This is a genomic window from Nonlabens marinus S1-08 (assembly GCF_000831385.1).
Taxonomy (GTDB): domain Bacteria; phylum Bacteroidota; class Bacteroidia; order Flavobacteriales; family Flavobacteriaceae; genus Nonlabens; species Nonlabens marinus.
In genome coordinates this window covers 2,049,445-2,069,198 of record NZ_AP014548.1, presented here as the reverse complement: position 1 = coordinate 2,069,198, position 19,754 = coordinate 2,049,445, and the positions used below count along the sequence as shown (strand labels likewise).

The following is a 19,754-nucleotide window of genomic DNA, read 5'->3' as shown; positions in this document are numbered from 1 at the left end:
TTCGCAATGTCAAAAATAAACCCAACGATAAAGCTCAAAAAGCATTGGCCATTAAATTTCTTACCTGATGAAACTCGGGAATTTAAGAAAATAACGGAAAGCTTTCCTGCAATGCTCGCCACGCTCACAGATAAGTCAAGAGTGATAAGCATATATGAGAACTTTGGTAAAACTGGAGTTGGAAAAGTAACCTCTCGCAATTCCTTAAAGTCCTTAATTCCTCAATTAGAGCAAGACCAAGATTTCAAAGGTATTTATCTGTTTTGGTTCGACGATGAACCTTTCTATACAGGGATTTCACGTGGTGTTATCAAGCGTATTCATCAACATACAAAGGGATCAAACCATTTCTCATCTTCATTGAGTTACACAATGGGAAAAGAGTTTCATAATGAGATTGAAGGTGTTGAGCATACTGGTACAAGAAAGGAATTAGATTTTGATAGATTTTCGGGTCCATTTAAAAAGATATTGAGAGAAGAATGTCAAGTCTCGATGCTTCCAATAAAAGGTTCAACAGAATTGTATCTATTTGAAGTATATGTTGCGGTACAACTAAAATTATCCTACTACAATAGATTTAAAACTCATTAATGCTCTTATATGTCAAGATCAAGAAGATTAAATGACCTAATGAATTATTTCCTACCGCAATGGGTAGATTTTGAAATGATGCAAATTGATGATTACATAGATGAACAAGAACGTCAATTTGAGCTACAAGGCAAATCACTTGAAGATAAGTTTCATCAATTACAAAAGGATATAGAAGCAGGTCAAATTGATGCCCCACCAGAATATCACGACCACTTAACATCGAGTTTAATAGACGATATGTGGCAGATTGACAATCACTTCAAACAATTTTTTAGGCAATCAATCGTCATTCAACTTTACTCATTCCTTGAATATAAATTGAAATATGGATGTGATAACTATGCACGTCAAAAAAACACGGCCTATAAAATGAGCGACCTTAAAGGTAGTAGTGATATGGATAAAGCAAAATTATTTATGTCACGCTCAATGGGTATAGCTGTTAGAGATTTAGATCCAGAATGGAGCTATATACAACGCTTACGAAAAACTCGAAATATATTAGTTCATCACAATGGAGAATTAATGAGTACACATAGGGATTTTAAGGAAATCAAGGCATTTGAGCAAAAAGGGTTTGAACTTGAACATAAAACTAATCAACTTACTGACTTGAGCAAGCCACAACGTTACATATTAAAATTTACAGATAAGGCATTTTTACAAAGCCTTTCAAAAAACATTGCTTCATTACTTTATAAAATTGGTAAACATCCTGTAGAATGAACAAGGATCAAAAATATTATGGGGAAGTATGGTTTGCTGGCGAAGAAAGCAACAAGCAATTTGCTGTGCTTTTTTATAAAGATGACGATTTAATGTTGGAAACTAATCTTTGTGCACCAAGAACAGTTTATAAGCAACCACAAATTTTAGGCGTTTTTACCAGTTTAGGTTATATAACTTTTATTGACTGTCACATTCAGCATTCATCATCTGGAATGGTCGAGACAAGAATATATCGTCCTAAATATTCCTTTGTAAGTGCAGATCATTTCGTAGATGCTTTAAATACAAAAGTCTCTGAATTTTCTGTTATAAATGATGCAATAGTAAAATGGGTAAATCATTATACGTGGTATGACCATTTGGATGATAAACTACTTTATAAAAAATTTGATGATCTATATACAATTGATAATATCGGTTTAGAAATAACAATAAGTCATTATTTGAATTTTCATTCTGAAAGAACAGAATTACACATTAAAAATCGTGGTTCAATTCTGTTTAAAAAAGATGAGCCTGTCGATATTTTGGAAGCGATTAGAATTTATGATCAATTTCAAAAAATGCTACAACTACTCTTTGGGCGGTCAGCCAAATTTGAAAGGTTCAGTTTTAAATGTCTTTCCTGTGGAGAATGGCAGCAGGTTTATTATAATGATAAAAAATTAACGAAGTCCACACATACTTATGTACATACAGATTATGAGAAAGTAAAAGTTGATTTAGATAAAGTGCTGTACGCAGTATATACTAATAATTCTTTTCAATTCTGCCTGGACAAGTTGATGGAAAACTTCATAGCTACCCATACAAGCCATAACAAGAGATTTACTAATAGTATAGCATCTTTTGAAGCTTTTGGGAAGTTATATGCAGGACATAAATCAAATAACCTGTCAAAGTTCATTAAACACTACAAAATAGCATTTGTATTAATCGGTAAATTCACTGATGATGAGTGGAAATCATTTCCAAGTAAAGTAGTACGTTCAAGAGATTATCACGTTCATAGCAATATTGCCAACAAGAATGTATACAGTGAATATGAATTACTCTACATAAGCTTTCTATTCGATTTTGTAATAGGTTATCTATTACTCGAAACCCTTAAAGTATCAGAAGATCTATTAAAAAAGTTCATTATGCACGGCAACAGCGTATTTATTGATATGAAAAGAACCAATGAAATATTAAGCGCAAATCCTTTATTAAAGAACAAAGAGAAATAATTCCCCACCTTCGGCACTTACGCTTTCAATCCATTCCGCAAGCTACACTACTTTCAATCGCAAGAGCCTACGGTTCCGCGCAGTACAGACAATAGTTTCAAGAAACCTTCTAAAGTATTTAATAAGTAATCTGGTAAAACTATCGCCAGTACTCTTTGCCTTTGCGCTTAAATCCAAATCATATTTCAGTCTTCAAAATGAACTGTAGTGATGACATTAACATTGGGGAAGGCAGGTAATAAGGAGTGCGCCAGTTGTTTCATTTAGTTCCATAAAGCATCCCCACAAGGGTATATAAACAGCATTATCATTTAGTTATAAAAATGAACATAGGTAAGCTGCCCTTGTGGGGACCGCCACCACATCCAACGTGCGCCATCCAAGAGTGGCGGCTTGCTTTATTTCACACATTACACGCCTTTTGCACCCATAGCTACTCTTACACCCACACCCCTTTATGGTCACGCTATCGCGTGGCTTAATTTGTGGGTGTAACCGCTATTTCTTGTTTTGCGAGCCTGCGTGTCGCTTCGGGCTAATCAGGGTGTCACAGTTTTTGATAGCACCCAAGTCACAATATGCAATCACCGCTAATACTCATTATAAATCAGTAAAATCTGAATTTATAATCTACAGTTCAAATTACTACAATATCTGAACGGCGGATGATCCCATATTGCAACCGCTCACAAGAGCTACTCATTCCGTCAGCAATGTAAGCCACCACACAGCGGTAGATTTTTCATCTCGTTATCTTATCAATCATAATTCTCAATTTCCTTAATATCCTTACATCTCTTAAACCCTATCAAGAGATGAAAATCTACCGCCATCCTAAATACATTGCTTCCTTCGTTCCCAGCACTTGCCTTTCCAGCCGCATCAAAAAACAGCGCCACCCTTGTGTTTTCAACATTGCCGTGAGAGCCTTTCGCTCGAATTTTGGTTAACATTCATAAAAAGTATATTTGATTAAACATATTTCTGAACACTCGCTACAGGCTATCACTCACAGCACCCTCGCTCATCTCGCAGGCGGCTCGCGCCTTTTGGATTACCTGCTTAAAAAGCATACATTACGCCAATGTTTGAAGAATTTAAATCACTTTTCATTTGGATGTCAAATAGTGAAGAAAAAGGTTTCTTATTCACTGTACCAACATTTGATGAAGGCATCCATTTAAGCATTGGTTTTGATCAAAAAAGAAAAGAATTTAATATTCATTTCACTAATGACAATATCAATGAACCGGGTGCCAAACGTCGAGATTTTATTCTTGTTATTCCATCATTTCGTTTCTTCTTAATGATGTATCGTTTTACTGATTTTATGAAGGTCAATCTACTAAATCTTATACTTCGAAACCGTAGCAATTTAGGTAAGTTGAAAAAATATAACTTCATCTTGATGCCTTTGGAAAATGAAAACATTGAACAAACAGATATTTTTAAGATTACTAAAAATGGGCGTAAGTGGAAACCAAGAACAGACATTAATCCTTCGATATTTACCGACAACCTGAAATATGCAGCTGATTTCAAAAAACTTCAAAAATCAGGATATATAGCTTATAAATTAAAGGGCAGTCATTTATCAATGCAAGGAATAATTTTTAATTTCCCAGAGTTTCAAAGAATGTTTTTTGTTCCTATAAAACAATATAATAGACAAGGCAGCCAGTTACTTGTTTCGATTTATAACTATTTAAATTATTATCCCACTAAAGAGAATTTACCTTTCAGAGAATTACTCTACAAAAGATTATCTAATAATTGAAATTCTCAAAGAAAAAAAAGGTCGGAAAGATACGTGGCTTCCTACGGCCAACGCTATAATCCAGTAAAGCTCAAGCCACAAGGGTTTTGAAAAAAATAGTACGCTGAAAAATGGCGTACTTTTTTTTAAACCCTATCCAAGCGCACGATTTTTTCCAAAAAGCTTGACAGGATTGCCACGCCACAACACGATTGCCTTTCTTTTTTCTCTTTTTCTTTTAAAAAAATGTATCCATTTCTTTGTTGAAGGGCAAAACAGCGCAGCCGAAAGCAAAGGCGACTGCCAATAGCAGTTTGCATAATACTTGCCATACTTTAGGCGGAAAGGGTATTGCTTCAGGCCAAAGCCGTACCAAATCCGAACAATAATTATTAACCCCAAAATCTATAAACAAAATGGGAAAGATTGCACAAGGAATTTTAGGTGGGCTTTCAGGTAAGGTTGGAAACGTTATCGGTGGAAGCTGGAAAGGAATTGACTATTTACGCATTAAACCTGCGAGTGTAGCCAATCCGAGAACTGCGGGACAAGTAAACCAAAGAAATAAGTTTACCGTCACGCTTGAATTTTTACAGGCTGTAAAGCCATTTATTAAGCAAGGCTACAAAAAGCTTGCGGTAAAGCGAACAGAGTTTAATGCAGCGATGTCTTACATCCTAAACAATGCTATTTCTGGCGTTGAACCAAACTTTGAAGTGTTTTATCCTGATGCGCTTGTAAGCCGCGGCGGATTAGCGGCACCAATTAACGGTGCGGTTGATTTAACTACACCTGGCGAAGTATCATTCACTTGGGATGATAACTCTACAGGTGGAAACGCCTACGGAACAGATAAAGCGATGCTTTTAGTGTACAATCCAGCAAAGAAGGAAGCAGTTTCTATTCTTGACGGAGCTACGAGAGCAACAGGATCTGATAATGTTGCATTACCGAGCGTTTATGCGGGAGATGATGTAGAGCTATTTATGGCATTTATTACTGCTGATGGTAGCCAAGTATCAAACAGTGTTTATTTGGGTTCTGGTACAGCCCAATAGTGCTTGTATATTGTGTTGAAAGAGACTGCTCTCACGAGCGGTCTTTTTTTTTGCACCTCTTGAAATATGTTATCTTTGATACAAATAAGGCAACAAGTATTTTCCCTTGATTGTTGTGATACTGCCGATTATATGGCTATTCTGTAGCCTATTTGTTGCCTAATCTCTCACAACCCCTTTAAAATATAGGTTAGAAAGATATTGCATCGGGAAGTAAAAAGGAGAAACAAAAACCTACTTAAAAATTTAACCGATTCTATATTCTCGCTCTTAAGAAAGTTTACAACCTATTGATGATATCATCCATCACAGGTTGCATCCTATCACTGTTAAAACATTCAAGAATAGAATCCACACCATAAATAGAGCCTTTAGCGTTGCGACCTATAGTGTAAAGTCCTGCTACAGGACAAGAATTTAAAAGATGTTGAGCACGATCAGAAACGCGTATACCAAGATGTTTAGCAAACTGCTCAGCCAATGGTTTTTCTAATATGGATTTCATTAGGTCATCTGTAATCTCTCGCATATTAGGTCTTGGCAATACACTGTCTACCATAGCATCACATAGTATAGACTGACTCAGGTTAGAAATTTCATATCCATTTTCAGATAACTTAATTTTTGGATCATGATGAAAATCTAAATTTAGAACGCCAGCCTCCTGCAAAGCTATGAGTTGTAAAATAGTAGCCACTGGGGGTCCAAAGCTATATCTCTTTACCTGCTCATTTATTTGTATAAATTCTGCCACTAGTAGATCTGGCAATAAGCCATACGTAAACAAGTGATACATATCTATCTGCATTTCTCTCCATACCTGTCCAGCGGTATAATCCAGTGAAAATGCAATTTGCCCATGAGACATCTTGCAGGTGAGCTTCATATATTCCACAATAGGCATTGAGGTATCCATGATGTGATCACTTTTAGTCAACGGGTTTTTAAACCATTCTACGACCAGCGCTGCACCAGTTTCAGCCTCAATTGATTGACCTGAATATGTTTTTTCAAAACCTTTATAAATCTTCATCACGATACGAGCGATAGGGTATAAAATATCCTCAACCGTTTTAATTTTGTTAGCAGCAATATCATCTTTCAATCTTGCCAGCATTTCAGCCTTTCCAGCATTTATAGGGTTGAAGTTATCGTCAACGCGTTTGCCTATCGGTTTTGGTACCATGGCTAGACCATCAAGAGAATAGGGAACAATTTGCACATCTGTGGTTCCCATAAATTTCAAAAAAATACTATTAGATTCTTGAGCAAACGCTCCTCCTCTATTTTTAACAATCATGCGTACCACATCAATCATAGAAAGACCTAGACCTTTTATAAGAATTGTCTTAGAATCATGATATATCTCTTGTGCCGTTGCCGTGCAAGGCGTATTACTAAAACGGATTCCTGACTGCTGCGCGTGCTCTAGGCATTTCTTATTAAGGTTAGACATTCTGGTCGGCAAATGTCCTAGTGCAAGTAGCACGTTTTCACATGAATATTTTTTGCCTGCCATTGAAGTCAGTGTAAATTGATTACCTGATTGTTGAATGTTTGTTATGCGTTCTTTGCACAATTCTACCATTCTTATAATTTGTAAAGGCTCCAGAATGGATCGTGCTCTTTGCGCTAGATAGGCTCCAGTAACTTTTCTAGGAGAATAGGAATCCTTTTCATTATCTACCTGTACCTCCATAACCTCATCCAACCACTCTAGGTAGCTAGGAAATGCAGGAACAATGACATTATTTACGGTAAATTCTTGTCTACCGTGGAGGGTATCCATTGCACGGTCAGCGATGTTGCTACAATTCGCAGACGTTTGATCTGGATCCCAGGCAAGTCCAGTTCCTAGGTTTTTACGGGTCTCAAAAATGATGGTTTGCGACTGAATGTTATTTCGCTTTCGCGAAAGCGAACTATAAAACAATTCTAACGCATGCAATCCTCTTGCGCCAAATCCAACAATCGACAGTTGGTATACCTTTTCTCCCATGTGGTAAAGAACGGACTAGAATGCTAGAATGGATCTTTAGATTTTCTTAAATCGCAACTTAGATAGGTAGAAATTCAAAAACAGCACATCAGTTTTTCCTAGTAACTTCATGGTTTAAAGCACTCCAGCTTCATTCATCAGCATGACTCAAAAGAGTTTACGTCATAATCAAGTGGCTGGATCTCTTCTAAATATTTTGATCAAATTGAAAATCATGACGCAAAAAACCACCCAAATAAACCCAGCGATAAAGCCGCCTGCAATGTCTGACGGAAAATGAACTCCTAAATAGATCCTGCTGAGACCAATGCTCAAAATGAGCACGATAAGAGTAAAAATGACAAGAAATTTATAAGCTTTCCTAAAATTGAATTGAGTAATTAAATAAATCAGCAGGCCGTAAAAAGCCATTGCCATCATGGCGTGTCCACTAGGATAACTCAAGGTTTCTACAGTGACCAGATGCTCGGCCGTTGGTCTTGCCCTATTAATAATTTGTTTTAAAATCAAATTTGAACTGAGTGCCAAAACCATAACTAAAGCCAGTTGCGCCACATATTTCCAATTTTTAAAAATTAGGTAAAATAGGAGAGTACAAACTGAAAAGACGATAAGGTATCCCAGTGCATCGCCTAGGTTTGTTACAAAAACAAAATAGTCTGTCAAATATGGGCTGCGATAGAGTGCAACATTCTCGCTGATGGTAGTATCGTAGGAAGCTAAGTACTCAGATTTAAGAATTTCAGTAAGCGCTATAAATAATTTGATACCCGCAAAAAAGACTAATGCCGCTACTATTGCAGTAATTAAATAGGGCCATCTATCATCATATCTCTTAAAAGTTTGTGAGAGCATTTGCTTTACTTTTTTTAAGAGCGCAATCAATTCTTTTTGCATAGTGCTTTGAGGGTTGAGCATTGAATCAACAATATAATTGTAAAATGAGAAGAGTAACAAGTATAGCTTAAGATAATTGGTAGCAACCTATGGCTTTTTAAGTGAATTCCTTAATGGTTAAAGGCTTTGTCCATGACTAGCTTCTATAGAGCTTATCACTCATCATGCTTTCCAGTGCGGGATCAACTTATTTAATGAATTTACAAGCACCATCCTTTTGGGTGGTTTACTTTTTGAAGAACAATTTTTAACATGAATATTACTTAAAATCGATACCCTACAACCGCACTAACTGTGTAGAAGTCATTTAATGCATTGATCTGATAATTTCCTGAAATTCCCAGATCTATAGGTGCATCTAGCGTATAGATTACTTTTACAGATACTGGAATTACTAGATAACTAGAGTCATTCGCAAATAAGACTCCACCGCCTATGTAGGGTTCTAATAGTACCTTATTACTCAGATCCATTGCATAGCCGTATTGTCCAGAGGCAATCCCATAGCGGAATGGAAAGAATATTTCCTCAATAATAATTTCTCCCAAGTTTCTAGATTCTGGTGATGGGCCTAACCTTGTGCCTAAACCAGTAGACAAGTTTAGTTTGATTAAATGATTCTTCTTAGAAACAGCAAAATCAAACTGAGAATGATATCCATTAGCATCTCTTTTAGCTGCATGGTAATAACCTGATTCAAAAGTGAGCCGGTAAGGCTGAAATCCCATAGTTTCCTGTGCAAAAGAAATTGCACTCACTAGGAATAAAGTAATACTTAAAATAAATCTCATGCTTTCAACTGGAAAATTTTAAATTTAAATGTATCCAAAGATTCCAAGTAAAACAGAAAGAAAACTGTCATATTTCATTTAGATCAGTTCAAAATCTTTTGACTACTTCTTATCCGGTACGCTTTTTCTGTTCCTAAAAAAGCGGGATCTCCCAATTCTTCTGACCAGAACCCAACAAGGACATCCTTAGTCACGCATTTATAAACGACCGTCCCGTAATATCGAGCTCCGTCGCCGCCTGTATATTTAAAATTTATTACCAGAATATTATCTTTATAGAAACCTAGCCCGCTTTGGGTTTGCTCCTCGCCTATCTGCCAATTTGCTACAACTTGAAGATCACTGTTCAAGCTCAACTCTAGTGTACCAGAATAGCTGCTTTTCATAGCATTTTGATTTTCTCCTTGGATAGTAAAGCTGCCCATCAAGTCGTCTAGGGTCATATGAATCTATTTTTTTAACAAGTTAATTGATGTTTTCAAACCCACGAAAATTTTATGAAATTAGATGAAATTCGCTTTCGCGAAAGCGAAAAAAGCCTCACTCTCCATTCTCTCAATGGATTTCTAATGAGGAACCTATATGTGTTGCCTCTTTTACTTGTGATAGTATTATTTTTATAGTCGACCTAAGAAATAGAAAACTTCATTACAGCCTATGCCTAACAAAGCCATATACATCACCACCATAGAATCGCACAGTGGGAAATCCATAGTTTCTCTAGGGTTAATGCATTTATTACTGGGTAAAACTCCAAAGGTGGGTTACTTCAGACCCATTATTGACGATTTTGTAGAAGGTAGCATCGATAATCACATTAAAACGGTAATCACGTATTTCAATCTGGATCTCAAATTTGAGGATGCCTATGCTTTTACTCGCAGTGAGGTGATCCGAATGAAAAATTTGAATCAGGAGGATGAAATCATCAGCCGGATTATTGAAAAGTACAAAGCGGTGGAAGAGCGCTACGATTATGTACTTATTGAAGGCACTAGTTTCAGCGGCGAGGGCTCGCTTATCGAGTTTGATATAAATGTTGCGATTGCACGCAATCTGGGTGTTCCTGCCATTATCCTGGCCAGTGGCGTTGGGAAATCGTTGGAAGATCTTACGGGAAGTTTGCGCATTGCATTTGATTCGTTTAGAGATAAAGGTGTCGAGGTTCTAGCTGTGATCGCTAATAAAGTTCAGACAGATCATACTAATGCTATAATATCCAATCTGCAGTCTAAGTTGCCTGCACAAGTCATTGTGAATGCTATTCCGCTGAATCCTATTTTAGCAAACCCATCTCTCAAAGAGATTGTTGATGTGCTGGATGCGACAGTTCTTTTCGGTAGAGATTATTTAAACAATCAAGCGGGATACTTCAGCGTTGGGGCAATGCAACTGCGCAATTACTTGACGCACTTAAAGGAAAATGGACTAGTCATCACTCCTGGCGACCGGGCAGATATCATTCTAGGCGCTTTACAGGCTAATATATCTGCAAACTATCCATCGATTTCTGGTATTGTACTTACTGGTGGACTAGTGCCTGAGGATTCTATCATCAAGTTGATTGAAGGTCTTTCTGATGTAGTTCCCGTAATCTCAGTGGCTGGCGGCACCTATGCGGTCACTAACAGTATAGGCGATATCAAATCGCAGATTTATGCTGAAAATACACAGAAGATAGAATCGTCGATCAAGGATTTTGAGAAATATGTCAACGTTGATGCCTTAGTGGAACGACTGATTACTTTTAAAACAGACGGCATCACACCCAGAATGTTCCAATACAACCTCTTACAAAAAGCCAAATCCCACAAGAAACACATCGTTTTGCCAGAAGGGATGGACGAGCGCATCCTTAGAGCTACCAAACAACTGATCGACATTGATGCCGTAACCATCACATTACTGGGAGATCCTAAACAAATTACTGAGAAAGTCGCCGCTTTAGACATAGGTCTAGACCTGGATAAAATCTCAATTGTTGATCCAGTCCACAGTGCTGATTTTGACGCTTTCGCGGAAGCGTTATATGAATTAAGAAAACACAAGAATGTAAACCTCGCTATGGCGAAAGACTTGATGGAAGACGTCTCTTATTATGGGACGATGATGGTCTATAAGGGCAAAGCCGATGGCATGGTGTCTGGAGCGGTTCATACCACACAGCACACTATATTGCCAGCATTACAGTTTATTAAAACCAAACCTGAGGCTTCCATTGTTTCCTCTGTATTTTTCATGTGCTTAGAAGATCGTGTTTCTGTTTATGGAGATTGCGCCATCAACCCTAATCCTACTGCAGAACAATTGGCAGAAATTGCCATATCCTCTGCTGCCACCAGTCGTGCCTTTAATATTGATCCTAAAATTGCAATGCTGTCCTATTCTTCAGGTAGTTCAGGCGTGGGAGAAGATGTAGAGCGAGTACGGCAAGCGACTGTTTTAGTCAAAAAATTACGTCCAGATCTCAAAGTAGAAGGACCTATACAATACGATGCAGCCGTCGACATGAAAGTGGGTAAGACTAAAATGCCCGACAGCGAGGTCGCTGGCCAGGCTAATGTTTTTATTTTTCCAGATTTGAATACAGGTAACAATACCTATAAAGCGGTTCAAAGGGAGACCAAAGCGCTGGCCATAGGCCCAATTATTCAAGGTTTGAATAAGCCCGTAAATGACTTAAGTCGCGGGTGTACGGTGGACGATATTTTCAATACGGTAGTAGTGACTGCTATCCAGGCGCAAGAAGACTTTTAACCTATCACAAATGAATATACTAATACTCAATGCAGGCAGTTCTTCCATTAAATTTCAATTATTGCAGATGCCATCTGAAAAAGTGGTGTGCAGCGGCATGGCAGAGCGTATAGGTCAAAATGATGCTGTTCTTTCCTTCAAATCTCAACATTCAGAGCTTACAGAAACTGGAACGATAGCATCGCATCAAGAGGGTTTAGAACGAATTGTTGAGCTACTGTTGGACTCTGATAAAGGAGTGATCAAACATGTAGAGGAAATCGATGCTGTAGGTCACCGGGTCGTACACGGTGGTAAATTATTTACAAACACCACCTTAATTACAAACGAAGTTAAAGGTAAAATTGCTGAGTTTGCGACATTAGCCCCTTTACACAATCCTCATAATCTAGAGGGAATTCATATCGCCGAACGGCTTTTCCCTAAAGCACCACAAATAGCCGTTTTTGATACGGCCTTCCATCAAACCATACCAGAAAAGGCAAAAAAATACGCATTGCCCAATAAACTATATGAGGAAGAAGGAATTCAGGTTTACGGATTTCACGGTACCAGCCATAAGTATGTTTCAGAGAAAGCGATAGCGCATTTGCAACTAGCAACTTCTAAAATTCTATCCATCCATTTAGGGAATGGATGCAGCATGACCGCAATTGTAAACGGAAAGAGCATGGACCATAGTCTAGGGTTTGCGCCGTCTAATGGATTAATTATGGGATCTCGTAGTGGCGATATTGATCATGCTATCATCTTTCATCTCGTGAATAAACTAGGATATGAATTGAGCGACGTAGAGCGCATGATAAATAAGGAAAGTGGTATGCTTGGATTAACTGGGTATGCCGATTTACGGGATATACAGAGAGAAGCTGCAAATGGAGATAAGGACTGCGTTCTTGCACTAGAAATGAACGCTTACCGAATCAAGAAATACATAGGTGCCTATGCAGCGGCTATGAATGGTGTTGACGCGATCATCTTTACTGCTGGAATTGGGGAAAACTCGAACTTACTTAGAAGCAAGGTATGCAGCGATATGGAGTTTCTGGAATTAGCTATAGACCAAGAAAAAAATGAAATAAGGTCCAATTCATTACGAGAAATCCAATCTCAAGAATCAAAAATTAGGATCCTTGTCATTCCAACAAATGAAGAATTAGAAATTGCGAAGCAGGCGTTTCAAATAGCTCATTGACACTTTATAAAATCAAAAATTCCAGTGTCGAATGTATCGACACTGGAATTATTTTTTACTCTAGTACAAATCTACAGAGGAAATTGATCTATTAAGGGACCGGAAATAACCTAAATCGACTCTCAACCTATTAGCCAGCATTACGCTCGATATACCTGATAATTTGATTTGCGATGTCTTTACCAGTCGCAGCTTCAATACCTTCAAGACCTGGAGAAGAGTTTACCTCAAGTATCAATGGACCTCTAGATGATTGGAGCAAGTCAACACCTGCAATTCCCAACCCCATAGCCTTAGCTGCTTTAAGGGCCGCATTTTCTTCTTCATCTGATAGTTCAATGATATTTGCGCTACCGCCACGGTGAAGGTTAGATCTAAATTCTCCTTCCTTTCCTTGTCTTTTCATAGCTCCTACAACAACGCCATCTACTATAAATACTCTAATATCTGCGCCGCCAGCTTCCTTTATAAATTCTTGAGCGATCACACGTGCTTGAAGTCCGTTAAAGGCTTCTAAGATCGACTCGGCAGAGTTTCTATTGTCTGCAAGTACCACTCCTAGTCCTTGAGTTCCTTCCAGTAATTTAATCACCAATGGTGCACCACCCACAGCGTCTACCACCTCGCTCACGTCTTTGGAATAATTACTAAAAACTGTTTTAGGCAATCCCAGACCAGCACGAGATAGTATTTGTAAACTTCTCAATTTATCACGAGATCTTACTAATGCCTGTGATTCAGTTGCTGAAAATACTTTCATCATCTCAAACTGACGCACCACGGCAGTACCGTAGAATGTAACTGATGCACCTATCCTTGGAATCACTCCATCAAAATCGGTTAGTGTTTTGCCTTTATAAATAATAGTAGGATTCTTTTTTTCAATGACCAGGTTGCATTTCGTATGGTCTATAATTACCATCTCATGCCCTTTTTTAGTTCCCGCTTCAACAATGCGTTTAGTAGAATATAAATTGGGGTTTTGTGATAGGATTGCTATTCTCATGTTTACATTTTGTTTGTAGGCCGATAAAGTAAGGCTTATTCCAACTAAGTCTAATAATAAACAAACCAAAATTTTGATAAAACTCTCCTCAAGGACATAGAAATAGCTTCTTCCTATGCAAATTTGGATAGGTGATCCATTCTTAAACCTCTATTAATGAAGCATAAGTGAAACACAATAGAATTTTCCTAAGCTTTACCTTTGTGCTGTAAATATTTAGCCATGGCAAAGACGGGCAAGGAAAAAAACACCAAAAACAAAGGCAAACATTCTAAATTAATGGATCGCAAGAAAAATAAATTGCGCTCTCAAAAAGAAACACGCGCCCAGCGTTTAAAAGAAATTGTGAAGGCAACGCAGGCGCAGAAGGAGTCTTAAAAGGATAGAATTAGAATGGATAATGTTGTGAGTTCGCTTTCGCGAAAGCGAAAAAAAACATTCACACCATCTGACTTTATATAGCTTCTAGATATACCCAATGCCCATTCTCTTTGCAGAATTTGGAGTTCTCATGAATGACTTGTAAGCGGCTATTCTCTAGATAATGAGCCTTGAATTCAACCCTACCTGTCTCTAAATCCTCAAGTCCTTGAGTCGTTTGTAATACCTCTAACCGAATCCAAGTCACAGATTTTGTCCATAATTTTAATTCTTTAGCCTCTTTTTTTGACAATCGTTGCGAGGAATGTTGGCTCAATTGAAGGTAATCCACATCAGCTAGGACAAAGGCGCTGTATCTAGACCTCATGAGCTGTTCTGGAGTGATTACGGTATGAATGTTTTTATGGGCCATGCCACAGCATGTTTCATACAGCTGGGTAGGTGTACAAGGGCAAATTAAGGCAGTCACTGGCAGCTTAAGTCTATAAGTTCTTAATAAATTTCGAAATTAGGAATTTCTGTACCGCCACATTCTTTAATGCTGTTCTAATTTTTGTCTTAAAAAAATCAATAAATAATGTTTTGAAGAACCTCGTTCATCAAACGTTCCTTAGTAACATACACTTGATCTGCACGGAAAACTTCATCCATCTCACGTCTTAAATTTCCTATTTCTTGGATGGAATAGTCATGATACACGATATTCTTCCGTATTTTTTTAAGGCTTTTCTTTTCTGAATCTCCAGAAATTTCTTGAGCCATTTTATAAAATGTAGGCCCATCCGTTTTAGAATGAATCAAGTCCAGCTCAGCTTGGGCAGCATTTGAGTCTGCCAAAGCACATAGCAACAGGATATAAACTTCTAATTCTCTTTTACTCCAGTGGTCAGTTACTGATGTCATAAAGCTTCGTTTTGAAAGCAGCAAGGGGATTTGCTTTAATTAAAATTGATTAGAATAAAGCTAACTCAACTATTAGATTATCAATGGGGTATAAAGATCTACACCTACTAATTTACCGCTTTTAAGTTCAATTTCTATAACTTTCTTTATTTTTCTAGAACTGCTCGATTGGTCCAGTCGCATTGGTTTGAATATTTCTTTGCATGAGAATTAGGAACTAGGTAATAAGTTCGCTTTCGCGAAAGCGAACTTCGTCTCAAAAAAAACCTCCTTGTGAAATTTAGGAGGTATTTACTATATTCAAACTATTTCTAGCTAGCTTTTCATGTCAATAACGTACCTGAAGCGAACATCCTCTTCCTTCACCTTTTGAAAGGCATCGTTAATTTGTTCTATTCCGATCATTTCCACTTCAGGAAGGATCCCGTGTTTTGCACAAAAATTCATAACATCCTGTGTTTCTTTTATACCGCCGATAATGGATCCACCTATGGAACGTGCATATTTTGCGACTTCCATGTTATTGGTTGGGCTTTCATAAGCTCCCAAAAGTCCCACGGTAACTAGGCTCCCGCGTGGGGCAATCAGACTGATATAAGGGTTGACGTCAAATGCGCTAGGTATAGTTATTAATATGAAGTCAAATTTCATGGCGTGTTCTTCCATTGCTTTATCGTCTGTAGATAACAATACATGATCTGCTCCTAGAGCTTTGACATCATCAGTTTTAGATTTTTCAGTGGTGATCGCAGTGACTTTTGCTCCCATAGCCTTTGCCAATTGAACTCCCATGTGGCCTAAACCGCCAATACCTACAACAGCAACCTGATCGCCTTTCTTTACTCCCCAATGTTTTAAAGGAGAATAGGTAGTAACGCCTGCACATAAAATGGGTGCTGCTGCCTTAATGTCTAAAGTGTCTGGGATTTTAATTAAGAAATCTTGGTTGGAAACCAAGTGTGACGCATAGCCGCCATAAGTATTGAAATCAGATTCTGGATCAGCAAAATAACCGTTATAAGTCATGGTGGGACCGTGTGGTCCTGTGCAAAACTGTTCTTGATCATTTTTACATTGCGGGCATGCTTGACAGCTATCGATCATACAACCTACCCCTACAATATCGCCTTCTTTAAATTTAGTCACCTTACTACCAGCATTCACAATTTTACCGATGACCTCATGCCCAGGAACACATGGGTAACGAGTGTTTTCCCAGTCATTATGGACCTGGTGGATGTCGCTGTGACAAACGCCACTGTATAGTGTTTCAATGATCACCTCGTCTTCCTTGATCATGGGACGTTCCACGTCCATTTCTTTTAAGGTAGTATTATTTTCGTCTTTAGCTCCATAGCCTTTAACGGTAAAAGTGGATTCCTTATAATGAATATCTGCCTTCATAATGTGATCGTTTAAGTTGGTTTCAATAGAAATCTAAACTATTAAATGAGACAGTTCACAACCCTTAACCGAGTTTAACGATTGGTTGTTAAAGGTTTAAAAATTAAAAATACTTTATGGGGATACATCTCAAGTTACTATTGAACTGCTAAATACCTATTCATGATAAATTTTAAATACTTATAACTTTCTAACGATTAAGATGGACGACATGTTGGGTTCAACAGGCAAATGGAAGGAACTGCAATCCTGAAACTGTTTGAAATTATAAAATAAGTGAACCACTAACCTTGCAATCTACTGCCTTCCTTTCTCCCCCAAGAAAAGAAAAACATAAGTGTAAATTACTTAGCAAGTGGCCACTTAAATAAATTTGTTGAACTTGATAAAATTGACCATTCCGATAAAATCAGATCAATTTTGTGAAGCGAAAATAGAATGATGAGAAAGTATTTGATTACGGGTTTCCGTAAACAGAGCTAATTTTTAAATTGATCTCGAATGAATACTTAGAGGAGTTTTAAGTTGAAGTTTCGCTTTCGCGAAAGCGATAGTGCAGTGCTAGATCAATTTTTTGAAAGGCCAATCATATCTTAAAGCGGATTTACTGATGCAAGGGATCAACCGCAATTAATTAAGCAGTGATCTGTCATAAAATCTACGTACGACAGGAAAATTATAATTTCCATTCTACATGATAATTATATTATTCCAAGGTCTTTGACAATCGCAATTAACTGAACGGTATTTTTTGCCTTGAACTCGATCTTCAATTTATTCAATCGTTTTTCTATAGTGCTAATACTATTAGGTGAAACTCTATTTTCTTTGAACTGAATGGAAATTTCTTCTTGTGAATCGCCTAGGGACAATTTCTCTAATAATTGGACATCATAATCTTGTAACTCAAAAACATCTGATTTTAAAGTCCTTTTTAATTCTGGAGATATGTACTCAATACCATTCTGTATTTCTAGAACAGCTTGTTCCAACTCCTTTAACCCATTACGACCTTTACAGATGTATCCATTTATCTCATAGTCCGTAAAGAGCGATTTTATAACATTGGATCGATTCTCTATAGAATACACTAAGATTTTTATTTCAGGAATCTGCTCTCTGACTTTAGATATCAAGTCTTTACCGTTTTGAATCTTTTGAAACCTGTGATCCTTAGTAAAGGAAAGATCTGTTATGAGTAGATCAAAAGGTGCTTTATCTTTAATAGACTTCAAGACTTTTAAATAGGTATCATCACAGTACAAGGCGTGCTCGATAACTGCTATTTGAAGTTGTTCTCTTAAGGTATGCACCACACTGTGATTTATACTCCCTAAATCTTCTGCTACGAGTACTTTATTGAACATACTTAAAAGGTTAAACTGGAATAGCTATTTCTATTTTTGATCCATTTTTATTTGAAGAATCAAATGTAAATCTCCCACCGATGGAATGAATACGGGTTTCCACATTTTTGAGTCCAACACCTTTATTATCAGCATTGTTTTTCACACCGATCCCGTTATCGATGTAGGTGATCACTAGCTGTTTTTCCAATCGTTCAAATACAATCGAAACTATTGTAGCACCACTATGCTTTTTCATATTTACTAATACTTCCTTGAGCACCCTTAGGATTGCCACTTTCTTAATTCCAGAAATACCGTTCCACAACGTATTGGAAAGTCCACGAACAATAATATTAATTTGATTATTTGAAAATGAACTGAGCATACGTTTGAGGTCATCCATATATTCTTCATCAGAATGAAATACCGTTTTCTCTTGTGAGATATCTCGAGCTTGGTGATAAATAGCTTCAAGATCGTTAATGATTGATGGTATGTTAATGGGCTTGCTTTCTAATTGAACCATGGTACCATAAACATCATTTGCTAATTCATCATGAATTCGTTTAGAGATTCGAGATTCTGTTTCATAGATTTTCTGCTCCTTTTCCTTAGCATGTTTTGTTTTTTGATAATAATAGATTAAAATAGAAATGAGGATTACAATCACCGAAAAAACGATCCACCGTTCCATTTTGAGCTGACTCAAATCGGCTCGTTTAGCCTCTGACTGTTTATCATATTTTAGCGCCGCATACTTATTTCTGGAAAGATTTTGAAAATTAGAAATGCTGTCCTTAAGTGCTAGGTATTCAATTATATCTTGATCATTATTCAAAGTTACTTTCAATTCCAGAGCGGCTTCTCTTTGCTTTAGGTTACTTGTTGATATTGAAATGTCATGAGCCATATTAGCATACTCCATCGCTTTCACAGGGTCTTTCTCTTTATAATATTCGCTCAAGTGGTAGTAGCTAGTAAAGATGCCGTTAGCATAACTCAATTCTTTTCGTATGCTAAGCGCTGTCATAAGGTTATCAAGAGCAATTGGGTGATTGATTTTTGATCTTGCATGTCCCAAGTTATCAATGGCTCTGGCTATTTTTTCCTTGTCATTTATGCTAAGGTTGTAGTTGTAAACTTTGGTAAGTTGTGCGACTGCGGCATCATATTTTCCCAATCTGCTATATATGACAGCCTTGTTATTGCGTATGGAGTTCATGCTGGATGAATCTCATGCTCTCTTCATAGCGTAATCATAGTATTCAAGAGCTTTTAAAAAGTTTTCTTGCTCACCGTAGAGCATTCCAAGTTGATTGTACAAACCGATTTTGGAATTGAGAACAAAATCATCATCCTTCATTTGTTCCAACAACTCTAAAGCTTCAACCGCAGATTTTTCACTTTCATTAAAAAGTCCTAATCTATTTTGAATCTCAGATATACTTCTCAAGTCATAAACTGCTTTTGCAAAGTTTTTATTTTCAATATTCTCTAGCATGGACTTTTCAAAATACAGATAGGCTCTAGCTAGGTCTGAATCATTAGTAGGCTTAATAAATTTATTATAGTAATACGCTGTGCTATCCCCTACTTGTTGAGCTGTTGCAGAATGAACCAGCAAACCATAAAAACAATACAGTAAGCAGAAGAATAGGGTTCTAGAATTCATTTTTCGAATTTACTGATAAATCTCAATTCGC

The 19,754-nt window shown here is 37.3% G+C and carries 20 protein-coding genes; 8 read left to right on the top strand and 12 right to left on the bottom strand.

Annotation, left to right across the window (positions count from 1 at the left end):
- The first annotated feature begins 6 nt into the window (after positions 1-6).
- From NMS_RS09520 to NMS_RS09510, 3 genes are read left to right on the top strand one after another with little or no spacing between them, the layout of a single operon-like run.
- Positions 7-594, top strand: a complete 588-nt coding sequence (locus tag NMS_RS09520; RefSeq protein ID WP_041496499.1) for a hypothetical protein — start codon at positions 7-9, stop codon at positions 592-594.
- Between the two features lie 39 nt (positions 595-633).
- Complete coding sequence (locus NMS_RS09515) at positions 634-1,323, top strand: hypothetical protein (RefSeq protein ID WP_148311368.1); 690 nt, start codon at positions 634-636, stop codon at positions 1,321-1,323.
- A complete protein-coding gene (locus NMS_RS09510) occupies positions 1,320-2,555 on the top strand; it encodes an ApeA N-terminal domain 1-containing protein (RefSeq protein WP_041496497.1) in 1,236 nt (411 codons plus the stop codon). Before NMS_RS09515 ends, NMS_RS09510 begins: the two co-directional genes overlap by 4 nt.
- Before the next feature lie 758 nt (positions 2,556-3,313).
- Here NMS_RS09510 and NMS_RS09505 read toward each other — a convergent pair.
- Positions 3,314-3,508 carry a hypothetical protein gene (locus NMS_RS09505; protein ID WP_041496496.1) on the bottom strand — a complete coding sequence of 65 codons (195 nt, stop codon included), beginning with the start codon at positions 3,506-3,508 and terminating at the stop codon, positions 3,314-3,316.
- A gap of 131 nt (positions 3,509-3,639) precedes the next feature.
- Between NMS_RS09505 and NMS_RS09500 the strand changes: the two genes are divergently transcribed.
- Positions 3,640-4,332 (top strand): hypothetical protein, encoded by a 693-nt coding sequence (locus NMS_RS09500; protein WP_041496495.1) that lies wholly within the window; start codon positions 3,640-3,642, stop codon positions 4,330-4,332.
- A 395-nt stretch (positions 4,333-4,727) separates the two neighbouring features.
- The gene (locus NMS_RS09490; RefSeq protein ID WP_041496493.1) at positions 4,728-5,369 is read left to right on the top strand and encodes a DUF6266 family protein; all 642 of its coding nucleotides are present in this window, start codon (positions 4,728-4,730) and stop codon (positions 5,367-5,369) included.
- 280 nt (positions 5,370-5,649) lie between these two features.
- Here NMS_RS09490 and NMS_RS09485 read toward each other — a convergent pair whose 3' ends face one another.
- The 4 genes from NMS_RS09485 to NMS_RS09470 form a co-directional block, all read right to left on the bottom strand.
- Entirely contained in the window at positions 5,650-7,368 is a 1,719-nt protein-coding gene (locus NMS_RS09485) for an FAD/NAD(P)-binding protein (RefSeq protein WP_041496492.1), read from the bottom strand.
- Positions 7,369-7,536: 168 nt separating this feature from the next.
- On the bottom strand, positions 7,537-8,286 hold the full coding sequence (locus tag NMS_RS09480; RefSeq protein ID WP_231862380.1) for a phosphatase PAP2 family protein: 750 nt from the start codon (positions 8,284-8,286) through the stop codon (positions 7,537-7,539).
- Positions 8,287-8,528: 242 nt separating this feature from the next.
- Positions 8,529-9,056, bottom strand: coding sequence for a hypothetical protein (locus tag NMS_RS09475; protein WP_041496491.1), 528 nt, complete (start codon positions 9,054-9,056; stop codon positions 8,529-8,531).
- Positions 9,057-9,139: 83 nt separating this feature from the next.
- Entirely contained in the window at positions 9,140-9,499 is a 360-nt protein-coding gene (locus NMS_RS09470; protein WP_041496490.1) for a hypothetical protein, read from the bottom strand.
- 214 nt (positions 9,500-9,713) lie between these two features.
- On the opposite strand from NMS_RS09470, the gene pta reads away from it, so the two are divergent.
- Positions 9,714-11,813 (top strand): phosphate acetyltransferase, encoded by a 2,100-nt coding sequence (gene pta, locus NMS_RS09465; protein ID WP_041496489.1) that lies wholly within the window; start codon positions 9,714-9,716, stop codon positions 11,811-11,813.
- A gap of 10 nt (positions 11,814-11,823) precedes the next feature.
- Positions 11,824-13,008 (top strand): acetate/propionate family kinase, encoded by a 1,185-nt coding sequence (locus NMS_RS09460; protein WP_041496488.1) that lies wholly within the window; start codon positions 11,824-11,826, stop codon positions 13,006-13,008.
- 130 nt (positions 13,009-13,138) lie between these two features.
- Here NMS_RS09460 and rimK read toward each other — a convergent pair whose 3' ends face one another.
- Positions 13,139-14,014 (bottom strand): 30S ribosomal protein S6--L-glutamate ligase, encoded by an 876-nt coding sequence (rimK, locus tag NMS_RS09455; RefSeq protein ID WP_041496487.1) that lies wholly within the window; start codon positions 14,012-14,014, stop codon positions 13,139-13,141.
- 222 nt (positions 14,015-14,236) lie between these two features.
- On the opposite strand from rimK, the gene NMS_RS13985 reads away from it, so the two are divergent.
- On the top strand, positions 14,237-14,392 hold the full coding sequence (locus tag NMS_RS13985) for a hypothetical protein (protein ID WP_173405824.1): 156 nt from the start codon (positions 14,237-14,239) through the stop codon (positions 14,390-14,392).
- 76 nt (positions 14,393-14,468) lie between these two features.
- On the opposite strand, the gene NMS_RS09450 is transcribed toward NMS_RS13985, so the two are convergent.
- From NMS_RS09450 to NMS_RS09425, 6 genes are all read right to left on the bottom strand, one after another.
- Complete coding sequence (locus tag NMS_RS09450; protein ID WP_052476881.1) at positions 14,469-14,807, bottom strand: YchJ family protein; 339 nt, start codon at positions 14,805-14,807, stop codon at positions 14,469-14,471.
- Positions 14,808-14,962: 155 nt separating this feature from the next.
- Positions 14,963-15,298, bottom strand: coding sequence for a hypothetical protein (locus NMS_RS09445; protein ID WP_041496485.1), 336 nt, complete (start codon positions 15,296-15,298; stop codon positions 14,963-14,965).
- 315 nt (positions 15,299-15,613) lie between these two features.
- Positions 15,614-16,702, bottom strand: coding sequence for an NAD(P)-dependent alcohol dehydrogenase (locus tag NMS_RS09440; protein ID WP_052476879.1), 1,089 nt, complete (start codon positions 16,700-16,702; stop codon positions 15,614-15,616).
- Between the two features lie 701 nt (positions 16,703-17,403).
- A complete protein-coding gene (locus tag NMS_RS09435) occupies positions 17,404-18,069 on the bottom strand; it encodes a response regulator (RefSeq protein ID WP_041496484.1) in 666 nt (221 codons plus the stop codon).
- Between the two features lie 10 nt (positions 18,070-18,079).
- On the bottom strand, positions 18,080-19,273 hold the full coding sequence (locus NMS_RS09430) for a tetratricopeptide repeat-containing sensor histidine kinase (RefSeq protein WP_041496483.1): 1,194 nt from the start codon (positions 19,271-19,273) through the stop codon (positions 18,080-18,082).
- 12 nt (positions 19,274-19,285) lie between these two features.
- Entirely contained in the window at positions 19,286-19,723 is a 438-nt protein-coding gene (locus tag NMS_RS09425; RefSeq protein ID WP_041496482.1) for a hypothetical protein, read from the bottom strand.
- Between the last annotated feature and the right edge of the window lie 31 nt (positions 19,724-19,754).